Origin of the sequence: Nesterenkonia cremea, assembly GCF_014642675.1 — a bacterium.
Taxonomy (GTDB): Bacteria; Actinomycetota; Actinomycetes; order Actinomycetales; family Micrococcaceae; genus Nesterenkonia; species Nesterenkonia cremea.
This window is the reverse complement of the sequence record NZ_BMIS01000006.1, coordinates 25,878-44,220: the sequence shown is the minus strand read 5'-3', so window position 1 is coordinate 44,220 and position 18,343 is coordinate 25,878. Positions and strand designations below refer to the sequence as shown.

Below are 18,343 nucleotides of genomic sequence, written 5' to 3'. Positions count from 1 at the left end.
GAGGTTCCTCAGACCTGCTCGCGGGCGAAGGCGGTTCCCGAGCGCATATAGACCGCCCAAGTCAGGAAGGCCAGTCCCAGGTAGGCCACGGCGAAGCTCCAGAAGGCGGTGTCGAAACTGCCGGTGGCCTCGTTGGAGGCGTTGAGCACCTGAGGGATGGCGAATCCACCGAAGCCGCCGATCGCTCCGATGAAGCCCAGCGCGGCGGAGGCCTTGCGCTCATGGCCCACCCGGCAGTCCGGGGAGACCGAGAGGCGGAAGACCAGCGGGATCATCCGGTAGCTGGCGCCGTTGGCCACACCGGTGAGGGTGAACAGCGCCAGGAACAGCACCAGATAGATCCAGAAGCTGCCCAGCGGCAGCGTCAGCACGACGGCGGCGGTCACGCCTGCCATGGCGATGAAGCTCAGCACAGTGATCCGGGCTCCGCCGCCGCGGTCGGCCAGCTTGCCGCCGTAGGGCCGAGCCAGGGAGCCGACCAGTGGACCCAGGAAGGCAAGTGAGAGGGCGGCGCCGAGGATCTGGAAGTCGGAGAACTCAGGGAACTCGCGGCTGATCAGCGTGGGGAAGACCGAGCCGAAGCCCATGAAGGAGCCGAAGGTGCCGATGTAGATCAGCGCGATGACCCACAGGTGCTTCTCCTTCAGCGCCGAGAGCGAACCCTTCACGTCGTTCTTGGCGTGGGAGAGGTTGTGCATGTACTTCCACGCGCCCCAGGAGGCCAGCAGGATCAGCGGGATCCACATCAGGCCGGCCACCGGCAGATTCGGGCTGAACTGCCCGAAGGCCAGAGCGGTGATCGCGATCGGCACGGTGAATTGGGCGACGGCCACGCCGAGGTTTCCTCCGGCGGCGTTCACGCCCAGGGCCGAACCCTTCTCCCGGGCCGGGTAGAAGAAGGTGATGTTGGCCATCGAGGAGGCGAAGTTGCCTCCGCCGAGGCCGGCCGCCGCGGCGATCAGAAAGAGCACCCACACCGGGGTCTCCGAGGAGGAGAGCGCCACCGTCATCGCGACGGTGGGTATCAGCAGCAGCAGCGCGGAGACCACAGTCCAGTTTCTGCCTCCGAACAGCGCCACGGTGAAACTGTAGGGGATGCGCATGGTGGCCCCGACCAGCGGCGGCAGGGAGACCAGCCAGAACTGCTGGGCGCTGGTCAGGTCGAAGCCGGCTGCGGGCAGGAAGACGACGGTGACCGACCAGACCTGCCAGACGGCGAAGCCGAGGAACTCGCAGAACACCGACCAGATGAGGTTGGTGCGCGCCGTCGGGCGGCCCGGACCCTCCCAGAAATCGCGGTTCTCTGGTTGCCAGTTGGTGATCCAGCGGCCCTTCTCCATGACCAGCCGGTCAGTGGGCGCCTCAGCGCTGCGGACGTCTGACTGCCGTACCTCTGTCTGCATAGCTCCACGGTCCCAACACGATGTTTCCACCACGACGTAGGAATGTTTCTTTCATGAAAAACGGGTCTCATCGGCCGCGTCCTTCTCTGTGATTTGTGGGGTGCTGCGACGCCCTGAAGCGCATCCGCTGGACCCGATCTCCCGACAGACTTCAGGCTCCTCCGCCCCCTCCCCTGATGAGGTGGGACCGGAGGAGCCTTTCTGTCTCCACGAGTTGCTTGGGCGCATATTCGCCGTCTCAGCGAGCTCTGGGCCCTGAGACGGCAGTTCTTCGCCCAAACAACTGGGAGAAGGCCCGACGCCGACGGGGCCATTTGGCCCGAGCTCCCCAGGCCAGCGCCAGACCTCCTTAGACTGGGGAAGTATGGGTTCAGCGTTCGCCGTGGCACATACCGGATGGGTCGAGAGCTCGGGGCCGTTCGGGGGCATCCATCTGTTCCTGCTCGGGCTCACCGCAGTGCTCGGCGTCGCCGTGGTGTGGGGACTGCGCCGGATCCGCGGAACCCGCGCTGAGACCCTCACACTGCAGCTGGCCGGCTGGACACTGCTGGGCGCCTCGATCTTCTACTCGGTCTGGTACAACCTGCCGGAGCGGTTCATCCTCGCCGAATCGCTGCCCCTGCACTACTCGGACCTGCTGCGCTACATCACCGCCATCGCGCTGATCACGCGGCGCTGGTGGGCTGTGGCCATCGTCTATTTCTGGGGGCTGACGCTCAACCTCCAGGCCATGCTCACCCCGCACCACACCATGCTGGACCACGCCTCAGTGGTCACGGTGCTCTACTGGGCGCTGCATATGGCGGTGCTGCTCGCCGCTCTGGGACTCCTCTGGGGATCGGGACACCGAGTGGACTGGCGGGGCTTCACACTGGCCTACGGCGCCGCTCTGGCGTGGGCTGCGGTGCTGCTCCCGGTGAACTCCGCACTGGGAACCAACTACGGCTTTGTCAACGAGCCCCCGCCGGGCACCTCGCTGATCGATCTGCTGGGCCCCTGGCCGATCTACGTGTTCTGGCTGGTGATCCTGGTGGGGACGGTCTGGGCGCTGATGACCTGGCCCTGGGTCCGCGGCGGCCGCTCCCGGAACCCCGACGGCGGCCGGGAGGGCAGGACCCCATCCCAGACGCAGAAGACCCCCGGTGCCTGAGGCATCCGGGGGTCTTCCTGAAAATCTGTAGCGGTGGCGGGGCTCGATCCCGCGACCTCACGATTATGAGTCGTGCGCTCTAACCAGCTGAGCTACACCGCCACGACCTGATGGTCAGAATGAGAACAGCCCGCGCCGCGCGGGGGAGCTTCCTCGTCGGAAGGCCTGCGCTGCGCGGGCTTCTCATTCGGAGCCCCAAGCGGGAATCGATCCCGCGACCTCAGTCTTACCAAGACTGCGCTCTACCACTGAGCTATTGGGGCAACGGCAGATAACTTTAGCACCCTTTCTGAGCGAGGCTCAAATCGTCATCTGCCTGCCTTCGCCACCCGGGTGGGTGACGGGACTGCGGACCGCTCAGCGGTCGCCGTCGAAGGACTTCTTCTTGAAGCCGCCACCCTTGTTGTGGGGCTTGCCGCCGCCGTATCCGCCGCCGCGCTTGCCACGGTCGCCGGCGCGGAATCCTCCGCCGCCGGGTGCGCCGTTGTCGCGCTCGATGCGGATCGCCCGGCCGCCGATCTGGGTCTTGCCCAGGGCGTCCCACTGCTCGCGGGAGAGCTTCTCCGGAAGCTCCACCAGGGAGAAGGACGGGCGGATGTCGATGGTGCCGATCTCACGGGAGGACATGCCTGCCTCGTTGGCGATGGCGCCGACGATGTGGCCCGGGTTCACGCCGTCCTTGCGGCCCACCTGGATCTTGTACATCGCGTTGCCGGCACCGGCCTGGCGAGGAGCGCGCTCCCGGCCGCCGCGGCCGCCGGCGTCGCGCCCACCGCGGTCATCCTTGGAGAAGTCGCGCTGGGACTCGCGGACCAGCTGGTCCTCACCCTTGTCCTCCAGCAGCAGCGGACGGCCCTCGTGGACCATGGCCACCAGTGCGGCGGCCACCTGCAGCGGGTCGGCACCGGGGTGGCCGGCGTCGTGCTTGCCGATGAACTCCTCGATCAGATCGCGGTACTGGCCCAGCTTCTGACCCTCGGAGCCCTCCTCCGCCAGAGTGCGGCTGATCCGCTCCGAGAAGCGGCCCAGACGCGCCTGGTTGACCTGCTCGATGCTCGGCATGGTCATCTTCTCCACCTTCTGGCGGGTGGCGCGCTCGATGTTCTTCAGCATCCGGTTCTCACGCGGCGTGACGAACAGAACTGCCTCTCCGGAACGCCCTGCACGGCCGGTGCGGCCGATGCGGTGGACGTAGGACTCGGTGTCCATGGGGATGTCGTAGTTGTAGACGTGGCTGATGCGTTCCACGTCCAGACCGCGGGCGGCCACATCGGTGGCCACCAGCACGTCGATCCGACCCTCGCGCAGGTTCTCCACGGTCTTCTCACGCAGGTTCTGCGGGATGTCGCCGTTGATCGCCGAGGCGCGCAGCCCCTGCTGGGTCAGCCGGGTGGCGACCTCCTCAGTGGCCGAGCGGGTGCGCACGAAGACGATGGCGGCGTCGTGCGGCTCGGTCTCCATGATGCGGGTCAGCGCCTCCAGCTTCACGGAGTGCTTGACCTGGACGAAGCGCTGGCGGATGTTGTCGCCGGTGCTGGTCTTGGTCTTCACCGAGACCTCAGCCGGGTTGTTCAGGTACTGGGCCGAGATGCGGCGGATGGCGCTGGGCATCGTGGCGGAGAACAGGGCGACCTGCTTCTGCTTGGGGGTCTCGGCGAGGATGCGGTCGACCTCCTCGGCGAAGCCCATGCGCAGCATCTCATCGGCCTCGTCCAGGACCAGGTGCTTGATGCCGGAGAGGTCCAGCGAGCCCTTGGCCATGTGGTCGATGACGCGGCCGGGAGTGCCCACCACCACGTTGGCGCCCTTGCGCAGGCCGTGCAGCTGGGGACCGTAGGGGGAACCTCCGTAGATCGGCAGCACGGAGATCTCGGGGATCTGCTGTGCGTAGGTGCTGAACGCCTCCGCCACCTGGATGGCCAGCTCACGGGTGGGAGCCAGCACCAGAGTCTGCGGAGTCGAACCCAGCTCACCGGCGTCGGCGGAGCGGGCCATGTGGGTGAGCGCGGGCAGGGCGAAGGCCGCGGTCTTGCCGGTGCCGGTCTGGGCGAGGCCGACGACGTCGCGACCCTCGGTCAGCAGGGGGATGGTCTCCGCCTGGATGTCGGAGGGGGTCTTGTACCCCATCTTCTCCACGGCGGCGAGGACACGGTGGTCCAGACCGAGGGTGTCGAACGCCGGGGCGGCGGTCTCGGTGCTCTGGTCTGCGTTCTCAGTGGTGGGTGCAGTCACGGGTGACTCCTTCTGCGGCCGGTGGGCCGCGGTCAGGGCCGAGCGCGGTGAAAGCTCGCAGACAGCGCAGGATGCCTCATCCACCAGGTGCTCGAACCGCACGCCCTCCTCGAGGGCGCCGGCGCATGGGCACGGCAGGATGCATCAGGTGATATCGCTGATCAGGATCAGACACAGGGACTCGGCCACTTTTCGGCTCCGGAGTCGACCCGTGGAAAACACACAAACCTCAACGAGCCACAGCTCGGAGTCAGCAAGAGGATAGACGGGAGTATCCGGAGAATGCTGTTCAAGTCTACGCCATCATCTCCGGATTCGGCGCATCAGGAGACCAAGGTCACGGCCGCCCGGCGTCCTGTTGTCGCGCAGGTGTCGGAATAGCCCGAAGCCGAGCTCTATTCCGACACCTGCGCGACAGGAGAACGGAGGACAGAGGGTCAGCTGTTGACCGCAGCGACCTCACGCATGCTGGGGCCCTCCCCGACGGCGATGATCTCGACGGCGTCGCCTGCCCTGACCTCGCCCGGAGTCACCACCCGAAAGTAGGTGCCCGGCCGGCCCGCCTGAAGGAATCGCTTCACCCAGCGATCCTGCTCCACCCAGCGCCCGAAGGTCGCACAAGGGATGCGCGGCCAGGTGACCTCCAGGACCACACGCTCACCGATGCGCCACCGCTCTCCCGCGGCGGCGCCGTCAACGTCGAAGTCGGCTCCCTGAGCCCCGGAGATCCGCAGGTTCTCCCCGAAATATCCGGGCTGGACATCACGCCCGAGCTGCCGGGCCCACCAGTCGGCGTCGGCGGCTGAGTAGGCATAGACCGCCTTCTCCTCGCCGCCGTGGTTCTTCCGGTCGGCCTGGACGTCTCCGTGCAGCCCGAGGGTTCGGACTCTGACCGGACCCTCCACGGGCCGCTTATCGATCGCCGTCACGCCCACGGTGCCTGGGTCATCCACGAGCTGGTGAACCACACAGACAGAATCGACGATGCCGATCATCCCGAGCCGCTGAGCGGCTGAGGCCATACACGCCGGGGAACTCTGAAGACTCATAGCATCACCCTAGAGCGATCCTGCGATGCCGACCATAGGTGCTGCGAGAGCCTCAGACCGCCCCGAGCGCACGCTCCACGTCATCGATCAGGTCCTCGGCGTCCTCGATGCCCACCGACAGGCGCAACAGGTTCTCCGGGACGGCCAGCTCAGTGCCGCGGACCGAGGCGTGGGTCATCTCATGCGGGTAGTTCATCAGGGACTCGATGCCACCCAGGGACTCGGCCAGGATGAACAGCTGCGTACCCTCGGCCACCTTGCGGGCGGCGGGCTCGCCACCGGCCAGCTGGATGGAGACCATGCCGCCGAAGCCGCTCATCTGGCGCTTGGCCAGGTCGTGGCCGGCGTGGTCCGGAAGCCCAGGGTAGAGCACCTTCTCCACGGCCGAGTGATCGGCGAAGTACTCGGCGATCTTCTGGGCGTTCTCGCAGTGGCGGTCCATCCGCACGCCCAGGGTCTTCAGCCCGCGGGTGGTCAGGTAGGCATCCAGCGGGCCGGAGACCGCACCCACGGCGAACTGCTGGAAGGCGACCTTCTCGGCCAGCTCCTCAGCGCCCTCGCCCAGGACCACGGCACCGCCGACGACGTCGGAGTGGCCGCCGATGTACTTGGTGGTGGAGTGGACCACCACGTCGGCACCCAACTCCAAGGGACGCTGCAGGTACGGGGTGGCGAAGGTGTTGTCCACCACCAGCAGGGCGCCGTTGTCATGGGCGATCGTCGCCAGGGCGGCGATGTCTGTCACAGCCATCAGCGGATTCGAGGGTGTCTCCACCCAGAGCAGCGTGGCGTCGGAAGCGTCCAGCTCGGCGGCCACACGGTCCAGATCGCTCAGGTCCAGCGGCGTGTTGGCGATGCCCCAGTCCCCGTGGATCCGGGAGATCAGCCGGTAGGAGCCGCCATAGGCGTCGTTGCCCATCACGATCCGTTGCCCCGGGCGCATCAGTCCGCGGATCACGGCGTCTTCGGCGGCCAGGCCGGACCCGAAGCTGAAGGCGTGGGCGCCGTCCTCCAGCGCCGCCAGCTGCTCCTGCAGGGCGGTGCGGGTGGGGTTGCCGGCGCGGCCGTAGTCATAGCCGTTGCGCAGGTTGCCGATGCCGTCGGGAGCATAGGTGGTGGAGAGATGGAGGGGCGGGACCACTGCGCCATAGACCTCATCCACCTCCTGGCCGGTGTGGATGGCGTGAGTGGAGAAGCCGTGGTTCTTCTGGGACATCAGTTCTCTTCCTTCTCTGCACCGGACAGGTGGGCCAGCAGGTCGTTGCGGGTCAGCACACCGACGATGTCGCCGTCGCGCGCCACCAGCAGGGTGGGGTTCTTCCGCAGCTTCTCCAGGATCTGCGGCACGGTCTCGGTGATCCCGGCCAGCGGCAGCTCAGCGCTGAGGTGGTCGGAGACCGGCTCCTCCGGGTGGACCTTCCCCACGATGATCGCGTCGGAAAGACCCTCGACGTCGACGATCCCGTAGACCTCGCCGATGCGCGCCACACGGCTGGGCTGGTCGATGACCGGGACGATGTCGATCCCGTAGCGGTTCATGACCGAGACGGCCTCACGCAGTGTGGTGGTGCGCGGGATGGAGATGACCTCGGGCAGCGCGCCGCCGAACTCGGAGTCGTTGAAGAGGTCCTTCTTGGCACCCAGAAGGTCCGCCGCCGTCGTGGTCTCCGGGCTCTGTGGGCCGGTGCCCGGAGCCTGCGGCTGGGCCTCAGCCTCGGCGGCGATGACGCCGTCGCGCACTGCCGAGGAGACCTCGTCGGTGGTCTTCACACTGATCTCGGTGCCGGTGGAGGTGGAGACGACCTCGCCGAAGCCATGGTCGATCATCCACTGGTCGTTGAAGATCTTGGCCAGGTAGCCGCGGCCGGAGTCAGGCAGCACGGCGACGACGACGTCGTCGGGACCCAGCCCCTCGGCCACCTTCAGCGCCGCGGCCACGGCGGTGCCGGAGGAGCCGCCCACCAGCAGGCCCTCCTCAGTGGCCAGGCGGCGGGCCATGGCGAAGGATTCTGCGTCGGTGATGGTGTGGTGCTCATCGGGGACCTTGGGGTCATAGTTCTTGACCCACACGTCCTCGCCCACACCCTCGACGAAGTAGGGGCGGCCCTCGCCGCCGGAGTAGATGGAGCCGTCCGGGTCGGCCACGACCACGCGCACCGGGCCTGACTCGCGCTGCGCGGAGACCTCCTTGAGGTAGCGGCCCGTGCCGGTGACGGTGCCGCCGGTGCCTGCACCGACCACCAGGTGGGTGATCTTCTCTTCGGTGTCCTCCCAGATCTCCGGGCCGGTGGTCTCGTAGTGGGAGGCGGGGGCGCCGGGGTTGGAGAACTGATCGGGCTTGAAGCCGCCCGCGATCTGTTCGGCCAGCTGATCGGAGATCCCGTAGTAGCTCAGGGGCGAGTCCGCGGGCACACCGGTGGGGCCCACGACGACGTCGGCGCCGTAGGCGCGCAGCACGTCTCGCTTCTCCTGGGCCACCTTGGGCACGGTGATGAACACGCTGCGGTAGCCCTTCTGCTGGGCCACCAGGGCCAGGCCCACGCCGGTGTTGCCGGAGGTGGGCTCCACGACCACGCCGCCGGGCTTGAGCTTGCCGGCCTTCTCCGCGTCTTCGATCATCTTCAGCGCGATGCGGTCCTTGATGGAGCCGCCCGGGTTCAGATACTCGAGTTTGACCAGGACAGTGGCTTCGATACCTTCGGTCACCCGGTTCAGCTTCACCAGCGGGGTGCGGCCGATCAGGTCGACGACGGAGTGGGCGTATTTCATGGCCCCCAGGCTACCGCCGCGTGATGAACCCGCCGAGGTTTCGCGTCTTCTGGAGAAACATCATTGCTCTGGTTGTCGCGCAGGTGTCGGAATACGTGTGCGGAAGGCCTCATTCCGACACCTGCGCGACGACTGAACGGGCCGGGGGCCGGAGTAGGGTGGGTTCGATGCATCTGGCGCAGACTGTGGTGGACCTGGGCACGGCCTTCGACCTGCCGCGCAGCCTGGGCATCCTGCAGCGCGGCCACGGAGATCCGGCCATGCGCGTGGACCCCGGCGAGCACCGCGGCGGCCCGGGCGGGACCCCGGGTGCCGGGGCGTGGATGTGCTTCCGGATCTATGACGGCGCCGGACAGCAGAGTTCCGGGCAGATCGGTTCTGTCACGCTGCGCCTGGACCAGCTCAGCGCGAGGCAGGTGCGGGTCCGCGCGCTGGGGCCCTCGGAGCAGGCCGCCTCAGCCGCACTGGACCGGGCGCCACAGCTGCTGGGCACCGAGGATGACTGGTCCGACTTCGAATTCCTGCTGGATGCGCTGGAGGACGATGCCTCGCTCGCGCTGGCGAGGGTTCGGCGTCGCCATCCTGGGCTGCGACTGCCGGCCACCGGGCAGCTCTTCGATCAGCTCATCACAGTGATCCTGGAGCAGAAGGTCACCCATGACCAGGCGCGGCACAGCTGGCGGAACCTGCTGACGAGATACGGGGACCAGCCGCCGTCCTCAGATGATCTGCAGGCGCCCCAGTGGATGCGCCTGCCGCTGACGGCTGAACAGCTGCGTGCCGTGCCATCCTGGGCCTGGCATCAGCTCTGGGTTCAGCCGCCGCTCTCGGCCACCGTCCAACGGGTGGCTGGCCGCGCTTCGGCAGTCCACCGCCTGGCGGAGACGCCGGTGGAGCGGGACGCCGTGGCAGAGCTGGCCGCGCAGCTGACCTCGATCCCGGGGATCGGCGAGTGGACGGCCGCGGAGGCGCTGCAGCGCTCCCACGGCGCGGCGGATCTGCCTGCCGTCGGGGACTGGCATCTGCCCCATCTGGTGGGCGAGGCCCTCTCAGGGCGCAGAACCGACGACGCCGGCATGCTGCGTCTGCTGGAGCCCTACCGTCCGCACCGGCACCGGGTGATCCGGCTGCTGCGGGTCAGCGGATACCGCCAGCAGCGGTTCGGCCCGATGCTGGCCCCGGAGGACCACCGGCGCCGCTGAGGCCGAGCCCCCGGCTGGAGCGTGAGGGGCTCAGGACTCCTGGGAGTCGCCCTGGTCCTGCTCAGCGACCTGCTTATGGACCTCTCCCATGTCCAGGCCCTTCACCGCGGTGATGACCTCGTTGAGCTGGTCGGCGTTGAGTGCACCGGGCTGGGAGAAGACGAGCACTTTCTCGCGGAAGGCCATCAGCGTGGGGATGGAGGAGATGTTCGCCGCAGCGGCCAGCTCCTGCTCTGCCTCAGTGTCCACCTTGGCGAAGGTCACTTCGGGGTGCTGCTCCGAGACCTCTTCGTAGATGGGGGCGAACTGCTTGCAGGGACCGCACCAATCAGCCCAGAAGTCGATGAGCAGAATGTCGTTGTCCTCCAGCGTCTGCTGGAACTCTGCTGTGGTCAGGTCTTTGGTAGCCATGGCCGCCACGATACGCGAGAGAGATTTCGGCGCACTTCACACATCCTGAATACGCCCCCGGCGAAAGGCGGAATAGGCGCGATCAGCGCCCGACGCCGGCCACGGAACCTGAGCGGATCACCCCACGATATTCCGCTGATCAGGCGCTTCTCCCCGATGTATGGGGACAGCCCCAGACAGCAAGAAGGGCGGCCCCATATCGGAGCCGCCCTTCTTCTCTCGGTGGCGGATGAGGGATTCGAACCCCCGTAGGCAATGCCAGCTGATTTACAGTCAGCCCCCTTTGGCCGCTCGGGTAATCCGCCGAGTTCCAGCACCTCACCGCGGCGAGGCACCCCACAACTTTAGCGAAGTCATAGAAAATCGTCGAATCGGCGTGGTTGCGGGAAACCAGTAGGCTGACAGACACTACTGCCATCTTCGCCCGCCCAGATTTTGGAGTCCTCCCGTGGCTGATATCGAGGCCGAAGCGCTCGCCCAGCAGCTCAGCGAGCGCTCCCCCACTGGCATCGCCGACCAGATCCGACGGATGGTCGCCTCAGGTGACCTCACCACAGGTATGCGCCTGCCCACTGTCCGCGACGTCGCTCAGGAGATCGGGGTCAGCGTGGGAACCATCGCCCAGGCCTGGGGCATCCTCCGCGAGGAGAACGTGGTGGAGACCCGCCGCCGCGGCGGCACCCGCATCCTGGATGCGGACCAGCGCAGACTGCGCAGCTTCGGCGGCTGGACCTCGGTGGATCTGCTGATGCACAGCCCCGACGCCGCACTCTTGCCTCCACTGTCCGATGCGGTGGCCAAGGCGCTGAACCATCAGGACTTCAACCGCTGGGGCCGCGAGTACATCACCACCGACCTCCAGACGGTCGCCCAGCAGCACTGGCCCTCTGAGCCGGAGGCATGGACCGCGGCCGGCGGCGGCGCCGAGGGCCTGTGGATGGCAGTTCATGCCGCCGTATCCCCCGGCGACTCCATCGCCGTGGAGGTCCCCGCGGCTCCCGGTGTGGTGGATACGCTGCGCGACGCCGGCCTGACCCCGCTGGGTGTGGGCACCGATGAGTCCGGCCCGCTTCCTGGTGATCTGCAGACCGCACTCGACGCCGGGGCGCGCGCCTTCCTGCACTGGCCCGACGGCGCCTTCGCCGAACGGCACACCCTCACCGATGAGCGCGCGGAGGAGCTGCATGCAGTGCTCTCCCCCACCTCCGCTGTGGTGATCGAGGATGACCCGCTGGGCCCGCTCTCCGCGGTGGAGCCGGCGTCGTTGGCCGCACTGCTGCCGGAGCGCTCGCTGCGGGTGAGCGCCTTCTGCCGCGCCTTCGGCGTGGATATGCGCACTGCGGTGATCGGAGGCGGCCGGGATCTGGTGGAGGCGGCCGAGCACAGCCGCACCGGCGGACTGGGCTCCAACAGCCGCCTGCTGCAGCAGACCATCGTCGCTGCGATGAAGGACTTCCGCACTCCGCGCCGCCTGGAGCTGGCCCGCGAGCACTACACCTTCCGGCGCCAGCTGGCCTTGGACCGCTTCGCCGCGGCCGGGCTGACCGCCCGCAGCGCCGAGGGCAGCTGGTCCCTCTGGGTGGAGGTCCGCGAGGAGCAGACCGCGGCTCTGGCCCTGAGCAGCCGCGGGGTGATCGTCGGCGTCGGGTCCGCCGCCTTCACCGACACTCCGGCCACCGGGCTGCTGCGGCTCTCCACCGCACAGCTGCCCGAGGACGCGAAGAAGCTCGACGAGCTGGCTCAGCTCATCGCTCTGGCCGCGGACGGTTCGCTGCGGACCTCCCCGGTCTAGGACTTCTCTCACGCGCGCAGCCGCTCCCCCTGGAAGCGGACGATCTGCTGCGCCGCGGGGACGCGGCCGGCCTCTGCACCGGCGTCGGGCTCAGCACCGTCGGTCGCCTCAGCCCCTGAGGGAACCTCGCAGACGGCGAAGTCGACGGCCGCGCCGGCGAAGGGCTCCTCGAAGGAAGGGATCCACTCGGGGTTGTCGTGGATGACGCAGGCCGCCGGCCCCTGGGCGACGGGAAGAGTGGCAGCGGACAACGGACTCCTCCTCTGGTGTGCCGCACGGATCGGGACAGGTGCCATTGTTCCGCTCCGGATGCCCCGCGGATCAAGCGATGCGTCACATGAGTTCATCATTGTGACCACCTGTATGACGCAACCCTGGGAAGCTCCGGGCGGATGTAGGAAGATTGGGGCATGGCCCGTATCTACTCAAACCCCACCGAACTGGTCGGCAACACTCCGCTGCTCGACGTCACCGCCGCTGTCCCGGGAGCCCGGGCGACGGTGCTGGCCAAGCTTGAGTTCTACAACCCCGCCTCCAACGTGAAGGACCGCACGGCGCTGTCCATCGTGCAGACGGCGATCGCTGAGGGGAAGCTGCCCCCGGGCGGCACCATCGTGGAGGCATCCAGCGGCAACACCGGCATCGCACTGGCCTGGGTAGGTGCCGCCCTGGGGTACACGGTCATCATCGCCATGCCCGACGACGCCTCCGTGGAGCGCCGCTCCCTGCTCGAGGCCCTGGGTGCGGAAGTGGTGCTCACCCCGGGCAAGGACGCGATGGCCGGAGCCAACCAGCGCGCCGGGCAGATCGTGGAGGAGACTCCCGGAGCCTTCCTGGCCGGACAGGGCGGCAATCCCGCCAACCCGAAGATCCACCGCGAGACCACTGGTCCGGAGATCTGGCGCGACACCGACGGCCAGCTGGACTTCTTCGTGGCCACCACCGGAACCGGCGGCACGATGACCGGTGCCGGCGAGTACCTGAAGTCGCAGAATCCCGAGGTGCAGGTGGTCGCTGTCGAGCCCGCCGAGGCTCCGGTGCTGCGCAACGGGGGCGAGGGCTTCAACCCGCATCTGATCCAGGGGATCATCGGCGGCAACGGCATCCCGCCGGTGCTGGACCTGGAGCTGGCCGACGACGTCCTGGACGTCCCCGGCGCCGAGGCCTACCGCGTGGCCCGCGAGCTCGCCGGCTCCATGGGACTGCTGGTGGGCATCTCCTCCGGTGCTGCGCTGCACGCCGCAGGTCAGCTGGCGGTGCGCCCGGAGAACGAGGGCAAGACCATCGTGACCGTCTTCGCCGACAGCGGTGAGCGCTACCTCTCCACCGGCCTGTACAGCGGGAAGATCCCGGCCGCGGGTGAAGCAGTGTGACGCTGGTGGTTCCGCCGGGCGCCTGCGCGAGGTAGCCTGGAGAGGCGCTGAGATCAGCGCATGCACCCATCCAGAGCGGCTGAGAGATCTGGCTCGACGACGCCGCAGCAACCCGGGGACTCTGTTCTGCCGGGTGCTACCGCCAGAGGGTCCGAGAGGATCCGACGATGGAAAGGACTCCTCATGTCAATGACTGACTCTCTCGCCTCTCAGATCGTCTCTGAGGCTGACACCTTCCTGGCTCTGGCGGCCTCTGCGCTGCCGCCGGTCCCCGGCGCGCGCCTGGAGCGCCGCACCGGGGAGGAGCTGCAGGACGCGGAGTGTCGAATGCTCGCCGCGTGAGCGCTGACTGGTCGCCTAAGAACGGCCTCCCCTCTTTCGAGATTCCGAAGAGGGGAGGCCGTTCTTCTGTGTGGGCGCCGGGCCTGATCAGTCCCCGCCTGTTCAGTCCTGGCAGCTCAGCCCGGTCGGCTCACCCGAGCAGGCGCTCCGAGGCCAGGGCCGCGCCCTTGCCCAGAGACTCCAGCTTGGCGAAGGCGATGTCCGGGTGGAGGCGTCCGCCCAGTCCGCAGTCGGTGCCGGCCTGGACGTTCTCCGCGCCCACGCGCTCGGCGAAGCGGGTCAGGCGCTGAGCGACCAGCTCAGGGTGCTCCACCACGTTGGTGGCGTGAGAGACCACACCGGGGACGATGACCTTGCCCTCGGGCAGCTTCAGGTCGTCCCAGACGGTGTACTCGTGCTCGTGGCGGACGTTGCCGGCCTCGAAGGTGAAGTACTTGGCGTCTGCGCCCAGGCACAGGTCTGCGATGTGTTTGAACTCCAGGTCTGTGGTGTGCGGGCCGTGCCAGGAGCCCCAGCAGATGTGCAGGCGGACCTGCTCGGGGTCGATGTCACGCAGCGCGTAGTTCAGTGCCTCGATCCGCAGCTGGGTGAACTTCCGGTAGTCCTCCACCGAGGGCTCGGGGGTGATCTGGTCCCAGTTCTCGGCCAGGCAGGGGTCGTCGAGCTGCAGGATCAGGCCGGCGTCGGTGATGGCCTTGTACTCGTTGCGCAGCACCTCAGCCCAGGCGTAGAGGTGCTGCTCCTCGCTCGCGTAGTGCGAGTTGGGCACGCGTGCTCCGGAGCCCGGCGCGATGGAGGTCAGGAAGCCCTGCTCCAGGCCAGCCGCCTCCAGGCCCTTCTTGAGGTTGGCGATGTCGGCCTCCACCGCCTCCTGGCCGCGCCAGGTCAGCTCACCGGTGGTGGCCGGGAAGGGGACGGCGTGCTCGCCGGTGGGCGAAGTCTCGGTGTAGAAGTCCTTGAACTTCGCCCAGTCGCGACGGTTGAGCATATTGGTCAGCTTCAGGTCGCCCGGGGAGGACTCCTGGTGGGGCCAGTTGAAGAGGCTCTCACCGGTGACTTCCAGGCCGCCCACCCGCTGGAAGACGTAGGACCACCAGGCGCCGTAGTCCACTGCCGAAGACATGGCCTTGCCGTATTCGCCGTCGCCGGGGAGCGTGACACCCAGCTCGGCCTGGCGCTTGACCAGGTTCACCACAGCTTCGGAGAGCAGGGCGTCGAACTCGGGGGTCTTCTTCAGGGTGAAGCCGTCGTCCTCGAGCTCGCGTGCTGCGTTGGCGGCGATGAGCTCAGGGGTCCGGGGCAGGGAGCCCGCGGTGCTGACGAGGATCTGCTCCTCAGGATTCAGAGACTGCGGCATGCGCACTTCTTCCTTTCAGGTGCACGGCGGAGATCATCCGTGAAGCCTAAGGAGGAGGACGACGCCGACGCCGCCCCGCTCCAGGCCGCGGACAGTCCCCACCGACGAGCGAGGGTCAAAGTCCGCAGCGGTGCCCATGACAGGCGCGAGGCTTCGCATGCTCGCTGCGATTCTGAGACTACGTAATCGGCGTCGATATGTTCAACTGCACAGCTGAGGATCCACTATGTGAACGGTTCAGGATTCGTCTTCGCCTTCGCCGACAGGGAAGGGTACTGTTCCCGGCGCTCCTCACGCTGCTGCTCCCTGCGCTCTTCAAAATCCTCCTGGACTGTCGGGTGATCGGAGCATCGCGTGTGGTACAGAATCCGCATCCCTTCTTCAGCCCCAGTGGCCGTCGCGACGAATTGACGGCCTTCCTCCTGACCCGCCGACCAGATGACATTGGTGCCCTCAGCATCCACACTGTTGCCCTCTGCCGGTGTCAGCGCGAGGTCTTCTGCGAACTCCTCGGAACGCTCAAGGATCTCCTCTTCCTCCAGGTGGTCAGTCACGAAACCGACGCGGTACTGGTACGCGCCCACCGCGCATTCCCGCGGTGCCATCTCTTCTCGGTAACACTCCACCGTCCAGGGTCCCCCATCCCACGTCAGGGCCTGTTCCGCAGCCGGTCATGAGGAGCACCGCGGCGGCCAGACCAGTTGCACGCCCTGACCGGCTTCCCTGCTGGCCTTCCACCAGTTCTCCTCTGTTCGTCCTCACCATGTCTCCGCTCATCCTAGGTCCGCATGATCGGCTCATCACCCCGCCTCCACCCACCGAACCCTCAGAACCTGAACAGAGACGAAGCGCCCTTCCCCACCCCTTTAGACTGAACACATGGCTAAGGAATCAAGCTTCGACATCGTGTCCACAGTGGATAAGCAGGAGGTCTCCAACGCGCTGAACCAGGCGCAGAAGGAGATCTCCCAGCGCTACGACTTCCGCGGCACCGGCGCTGAGGTCGACTACTCCGGGGAGAACATCCTGATCAAGGCGAACTCCGAGGAGCGCGCCAAGGCGGTCAAGGACGTCTTCGGCTCCAAGCTGGTCAAGCGGGGCATCTCCCTGAAGTCCTTCGACGCCGGCGAGCCCTACGCCTCCGGCAAGGAGTACCGGATCGAAGGCGCCATCAAGGAGGGCATCGACCAGCCCACCGCCAAGAAGATCTCCAAGATCATCCGCGATGAGGGCCCCAAGTCGGTGAAGGCTCAGATCCAGGGAGATGAGCTGCGCGTGACCTCCAAGTCCCGCGACGACCTCCAGGAGGCCATCGCCCTGCTCAAGGACTTCGAGGACGCCGCCCTGCAGTTCGTGAACATGCGCTGAGCTCTCAGCCGATCACACAGCTCAGCCGGTCACACAGCGGCACGAGCTCAGGCGGCTTTCACCCGCGCACAGGAAGAAGGGCCGAGGACGGATACTTCCGCCCTCGGCCCTTCTTCGTGTCAGTAGGCCGCTCAGGAGGCGGGGCGTGCTGCTCCCTCGTCCGGGCCCTCTGCGGATCCCTCAGCCGCTCCGTCAGCACCGGAGGCGCCGGCGTCGGAAGCTCCTGCCGCTCCGTTCGCCTCAGCGGCATCCTGCTCCCCCGCAGAGAGCTCACTGCGGACCTCGTCCAACAGGACCCGCATATCGCGCCAGCGAACCTCGGTCTGAGCCAGGTATTCGGGGAGCCGCTCGATCTGCTCGCGCTGACGGCGCAGCTGGCGGTGCTGGGCCAGCTCCTCACGGATCTTGGCGACGGTGACCTCAGCGTCCTGGAGGATGAGCTCGAGCTCGACCTCCATGTCGCGGAGCTCTTCCTGGTCCTTCCGTTCAGCAGTCACAGCATCACGCTCACAGAGATCAGGCTCAGCGGAAGGACGACGAAGACGCCGAGGGTCCACACGGCGGCGTAGATCTTCCGCTCCGCAGAGAGGTCGGCCAGGGTCTGGGCCGCCATCGGCGGCAGGTTGCGCAGGCCCGGAATGCAGAAGATCAGGACCAGTGCACTGAGGCTGAAGAACAGGTGGATCAGTGCCGCCTGCAGGGCCAGCTGACCCTCGGCACCGGTGAAGGCGAAGGCTGCGATCAGGGCGGTCATCGTGGTGCCGATGTTCGCACCCACGGTGAACGGGTAGAGCTGCTTGAGCCCGAAGTGGCCGGATCCTGCCAGCGGGACGGTGAGCGCCGTCGTCGTGGAGGAGGACTGGACCATCACGGTCATCAGCGCGCCGGAGGTCACGCCGGAGACCGGGCCGCGGCCGATGGCGTTGTGCAGGACCTTCTGCGCCTGGCCCACCATCAGCACCTTGAGCATCTTGCCGATGAAGTTGATGACCAGCATGATCAGCGCGATGCCCACCACGATCAGGGCGATGCCCTGCCACAGCTCGGGCAGTAAGCTGGTGCCGAAGACGATGGCATCCGCACCCGGATCCTTCACGAACCCGATGCCGTCGCCCACCGCCTCAAATCCTGAGGCCAGCCAGCTGCCGTCGGCCGAGGCCATCGGAGCGGTGACCGCCTCGGAGGCCCGGCGCAGGAAGCCGGTCATCAGCTCCAGGGGCAGGATGATGAACACGGCCAGCAGGTTGAAGAAGTCGTGGACGGTGGCCACGGCGAAGCCGCGGCGGAAGGCGTCCTTGTCCCGGATCATGCCCAGGCTGACCAGCGTGTTGGTCATGGTGGTGCCGAGGTTGGCACCCATCAGGATCGGGATGGCGATGTGCAGCGGCAGGCCGCCGGCCACCATGCCGACTGTGATGGAGGTGGTGGTGGAGGAGGACTGGGTCAGCGCCGTGCCGGCCAGACCGATCATCAGCGCGATCAGCGGGTTGGAGGCGAAGTCGAAGAGGTTCTCCGCCTCGCCGCCGGTGGCCAGGCCGAATCCGTCGCCGATCACCGAGACCGCGGTGATGAGCACCCAGATGCCGGCCACCACGGAGAGCCAGTTGGCCACGTCCAGCGCCCGGCCGCGCAGACCGACGTCCTCGAAGACGCTGATGAGCCGCTTCCGAGCGTCCTGCTCCGTGACCTCCTCAGCGAGCTGGGAGGCACGCTCCGCCTGGACTGCCGCATCCTGCTGATCCTCGAGGCGGTCGCGCAGCGCCGTGCTGTCCTCAGCACGATCGCGAGCAGACGGGTCCACAGTCATGATTCTTCCCCTCATGGCTTCCAGAGGCAGGGCGCCGCTCAGCACCCTCCTCGACAGTCACCCCCAGTGTGGGGAAGAGACATGGCTC

At 67.3% G+C, this 18,343-nt stretch carries 17 protein-coding genes, 3 tRNA genes and 1 riboswitch; of the genes, 6 read left to right on the top strand and 14 right to left on the bottom strand.

The window, feature by feature from the left end:
* Positions 1 to 8: 8 nt before the first annotated feature.
* Positions 9 to 1,403, bottom strand: coding sequence for an MFS transporter (locus IEW85_RS07805; protein ID WP_188684400.1), 1,395 nt, complete (start codon positions 1,401 to 1,403; stop codon positions 9 to 11).
* Between the two features lie 364 nt (positions 1,404 to 1,767).
* Between IEW85_RS07805 and IEW85_RS07800 the strand changes: the two genes are divergently transcribed.
* The gene (locus IEW85_RS07800) at positions 1,768 to 2,553 is read left to right on the top strand and encodes a YwaF family protein (RefSeq protein WP_188684398.1); all 786 of its coding nucleotides are present in this window, start codon (positions 1,768 to 1,770) and stop codon (positions 2,551 to 2,553) included.
* Positions 2,554 to 2,581: 28 nt separating this feature from the next.
* Here IEW85_RS07800 and IEW85_RS07795 read toward each other — a convergent pair.
* The 6 genes from IEW85_RS07795 to IEW85_RS07770 form a co-directional block, all read right to left on the bottom strand.
* Positions 2,582 to 2,655 (bottom strand) — tRNA-Met (locus IEW85_RS07795).
* Positions 2,656 to 2,744: 89 nt separating this feature from the next.
* Positions 2,745 to 2,816 (bottom strand) — tRNA-Thr (locus IEW85_RS07790).
* A gap of 94 nt (positions 2,817 to 2,910) precedes the next feature.
* Positions 2,911 to 4,785 (bottom strand): DEAD/DEAH box helicase, encoded by a 1,875-nt coding sequence (locus tag IEW85_RS07785; RefSeq protein WP_229658890.1) that lies wholly within the window; start codon positions 4,783 to 4,785, stop codon positions 2,911 to 2,913.
* A gap of 437 nt (positions 4,786 to 5,222) precedes the next feature.
* Entirely contained in the window at positions 5,223 to 5,834 is a 612-nt protein-coding gene (locus IEW85_RS07780) for an MOSC domain-containing protein (RefSeq protein ID WP_188684396.1), read from the bottom strand.
* A gap of 52 nt (positions 5,835 to 5,886) precedes the next feature.
* Positions 5,887 to 7,050, bottom strand: a complete 1,164-nt coding sequence (locus IEW85_RS07775; protein WP_373286555.1) for a cystathionine gamma-synthase — start codon at positions 7,048 to 7,050, stop codon at positions 5,887 to 5,889.
* Complete coding sequence (locus IEW85_RS07770) at positions 7,050 to 8,603, bottom strand: pyridoxal-phosphate dependent enzyme (RefSeq protein ID WP_188684394.1); 1,554 nt, start codon at positions 8,601 to 8,603, stop codon at positions 7,050 to 7,052. The genes IEW85_RS07775 and IEW85_RS07770 overlap by 1 nt, the downstream gene beginning before the upstream one ends.
* Before the next feature lie 167 nt (positions 8,604 to 8,770).
* On the opposite strand from IEW85_RS07770, the gene IEW85_RS07765 reads away from it, so the two are divergent.
* Positions 8,771 to 9,805 carry a DNA-3-methyladenine glycosylase family protein gene (locus IEW85_RS07765; protein ID WP_188684392.1) on the top strand — a complete coding sequence of 345 codons (1,035 nt, stop codon included), beginning with the start codon at positions 8,771 to 8,773 and terminating at the stop codon, positions 9,803 to 9,805.
* Positions 9,806 to 9,835: 30 nt separating this feature from the next.
* On the opposite strand, the gene trxA is transcribed toward IEW85_RS07765, so the two are convergent.
* Together trxA and IEW85_RS07755 are read right to left on the bottom strand one after the other, a co-directional pair.
* The gene (gene trxA / locus IEW85_RS07760) at positions 9,836 to 10,216 is read right to left on the bottom strand and encodes a thioredoxin (RefSeq protein WP_188684390.1); all 381 of its coding nucleotides are present in this window, start codon (positions 10,214 to 10,216) and stop codon (positions 9,836 to 9,838) included.
* 223 nt (positions 10,217 to 10,439) lie between these two features.
* Positions 10,440 to 10,521, bottom strand: a tRNA-Tyr gene (locus IEW85_RS07755).
* Between the two features lie 143 nt (positions 10,522 to 10,664).
* Between IEW85_RS07755 and IEW85_RS07750 the strand changes: the two genes are divergently transcribed.
* Positions 10,665 to 12,008, top strand: a complete 1,344-nt coding sequence (locus IEW85_RS07750; protein WP_188684388.1) for a GntR family transcriptional regulator — start codon at positions 10,665 to 10,667, stop codon at positions 12,006 to 12,008.
* A gap of 8 nt (positions 12,009 to 12,016) precedes the next feature.
* Here IEW85_RS07750 and IEW85_RS07745 read toward each other — a convergent pair whose 3' ends face one another.
* Positions 12,017 to 12,259 carry a hypothetical protein gene (locus IEW85_RS07745; RefSeq protein WP_188684386.1) on the bottom strand — a complete coding sequence of 81 codons (243 nt, stop codon included), beginning with the start codon at positions 12,257 to 12,259 and terminating at the stop codon, positions 12,017 to 12,019.
* Between the two features lie 159 nt (positions 12,260 to 12,418).
* Here IEW85_RS07745 and cysK point away from each other — a divergent pair, with 159 nt between their 5' ends.
* Together cysK and IEW85_RS07735 are read left to right on the top strand one after the other, a co-directional pair.
* A complete protein-coding gene (gene cysK, locus IEW85_RS07740; RefSeq protein WP_188684384.1) occupies positions 12,419 to 13,381 on the top strand; it encodes a cysteine synthase A in 963 nt (320 codons plus the stop codon).
* A gap of 63 nt (positions 13,382 to 13,444) precedes the next feature.
* A riboswitch (SAM riboswitch) is annotated at positions 13,445 to 13,555 on the top strand.
* Between the two features lie 15 nt (positions 13,556 to 13,570).
* Positions 13,571 to 13,723 carry a hypothetical protein gene (locus IEW85_RS07735; protein ID WP_188684381.1) on the top strand — a complete coding sequence of 51 codons (153 nt, stop codon included), beginning with the start codon at positions 13,571 to 13,573 and terminating at the stop codon, positions 13,721 to 13,723.
* A gap of 130 nt (positions 13,724 to 13,853) precedes the next feature.
* Here IEW85_RS07735 and IEW85_RS07730 read toward each other — a convergent pair whose 3' ends face one another.
* Positions 13,854 to 15,080 carry a cobalamin-independent methionine synthase II family protein gene (locus tag IEW85_RS07730; protein ID WP_188684379.1) on the bottom strand — a complete coding sequence of 409 codons (1,227 nt, stop codon included), beginning with the start codon at positions 15,078 to 15,080 and terminating at the stop codon, positions 13,854 to 13,856.
* 224 nt (positions 15,081 to 15,304) lie between these two features.
* Positions 15,305 to 15,685, bottom strand: coding sequence for a hypothetical protein (locus IEW85_RS07725; RefSeq protein ID WP_188684377.1), 381 nt, complete (start codon positions 15,683 to 15,685; stop codon positions 15,305 to 15,307).
* Positions 15,686 to 15,959: 274 nt separating this feature from the next.
* On the opposite strand from IEW85_RS07725, the gene IEW85_RS07720 reads away from it, so the two are divergent.
* Entirely contained in the window at positions 15,960 to 16,448 is a 489-nt protein-coding gene (locus IEW85_RS07720) for a YajQ family cyclic di-GMP-binding protein (protein ID WP_188684375.1), read from the top strand.
* Positions 16,449 to 16,579: 131 nt separating this feature from the next.
* Here IEW85_RS07720 and IEW85_RS07715 read toward each other — a convergent pair whose 3' ends face one another.
* Positions 16,580 to 16,945 (bottom strand): hypothetical protein, encoded by a 366-nt coding sequence (locus IEW85_RS07715; RefSeq protein ID WP_188684373.1) that lies wholly within the window; start codon positions 16,943 to 16,945, stop codon positions 16,580 to 16,582.
* Positions 16,942 to 18,249, bottom strand: a complete 1,308-nt coding sequence (locus IEW85_RS07710; protein WP_229658889.1) for a Na/Pi cotransporter family protein — start codon at positions 18,247 to 18,249, stop codon at positions 16,942 to 16,944. Before IEW85_RS07710 ends, IEW85_RS07715 begins: the two co-directional genes overlap by 4 nt.
* Positions 18,250 to 18,343: the final 94 nt, after the last annotated feature.

What these genes read in the sequence shown, in the direction of transcription:
- IEW85_RS07805 (WP_188684400.1), bottom strand. Translation starts at nt 1,403, where the DNA reads ATGCAGACAGAGGTACGGCAGTCAGACGTCCGCAGCGCTGAGGCGCCC.
- IEW85_RS07800 (WP_188684398.1), top strand. Translation starts at nt 1,768, where the DNA reads ATGGGTTCAGCGTTCGCCGTGGCACATACCGGATGGGTCGAGAGCTCG.
- IEW85_RS07780 (WP_188684396.1), bottom strand. Translation starts at nt 5,834, where the DNA reads ATGAGTCTTCAGAGTTCCCCGGCGTGTATGGCCTCAGCCGCTCAGCGG.
- IEW85_RS07775 (WP_373286555.1), bottom strand. Translation starts at nt 7,050, where the DNA reads ATGTCCCAGAAGAACCACGGCTTCTCCACTCACGCCATCCACACCGGC.
- IEW85_RS07770 (WP_188684394.1), bottom strand. Translation starts at nt 8,603, where the DNA reads ATGAAATACGCCCACTCCGTCGTCGACCTGATCGGCCGCACCCCGCTG.
- IEW85_RS07765 (WP_188684392.1), top strand. Translation starts at nt 8,771, where the DNA reads ATGCATCTGGCGCAGACTGTGGTGGACCTGGGCACGGCCTTCGACCTG.
- trxA (WP_188684390.1), bottom strand. Translation starts at nt 10,216, where the DNA reads ATGGCTACCAAAGACCTGACCACAGCAGAGTTCCAGCAGACGCTGGAG.
- cysK (WP_188684384.1), top strand. Translation starts at nt 12,419, where the DNA reads ATGGCCCGTATCTACTCAAACCCCACCGAACTGGTCGGCAACACTCCG.
- IEW85_RS07735 (WP_188684381.1), top strand. Translation starts at nt 13,571, where the DNA reads ATGACTGACTCTCTCGCCTCTCAGATCGTCTCTGAGGCTGACACCTTC.
- IEW85_RS07730 (WP_188684379.1), bottom strand. Translation starts at nt 15,080, where the DNA reads ATGCCGCAGTCTCTGAATCCTGAGGAGCAGATCCTCGTCAGCACCGCG.
- IEW85_RS07725 (WP_188684377.1), bottom strand. Translation starts at nt 15,685, where the DNA reads ATGGCACCGCGGGAATGCGCGGTGGGCGCGTACCAGTACCGCGTCGGT.
- IEW85_RS07720 (WP_188684375.1), top strand. Translation starts at nt 15,960, where the DNA reads ATGGCTAAGGAATCAAGCTTCGACATCGTGTCCACAGTGGATAAGCAG.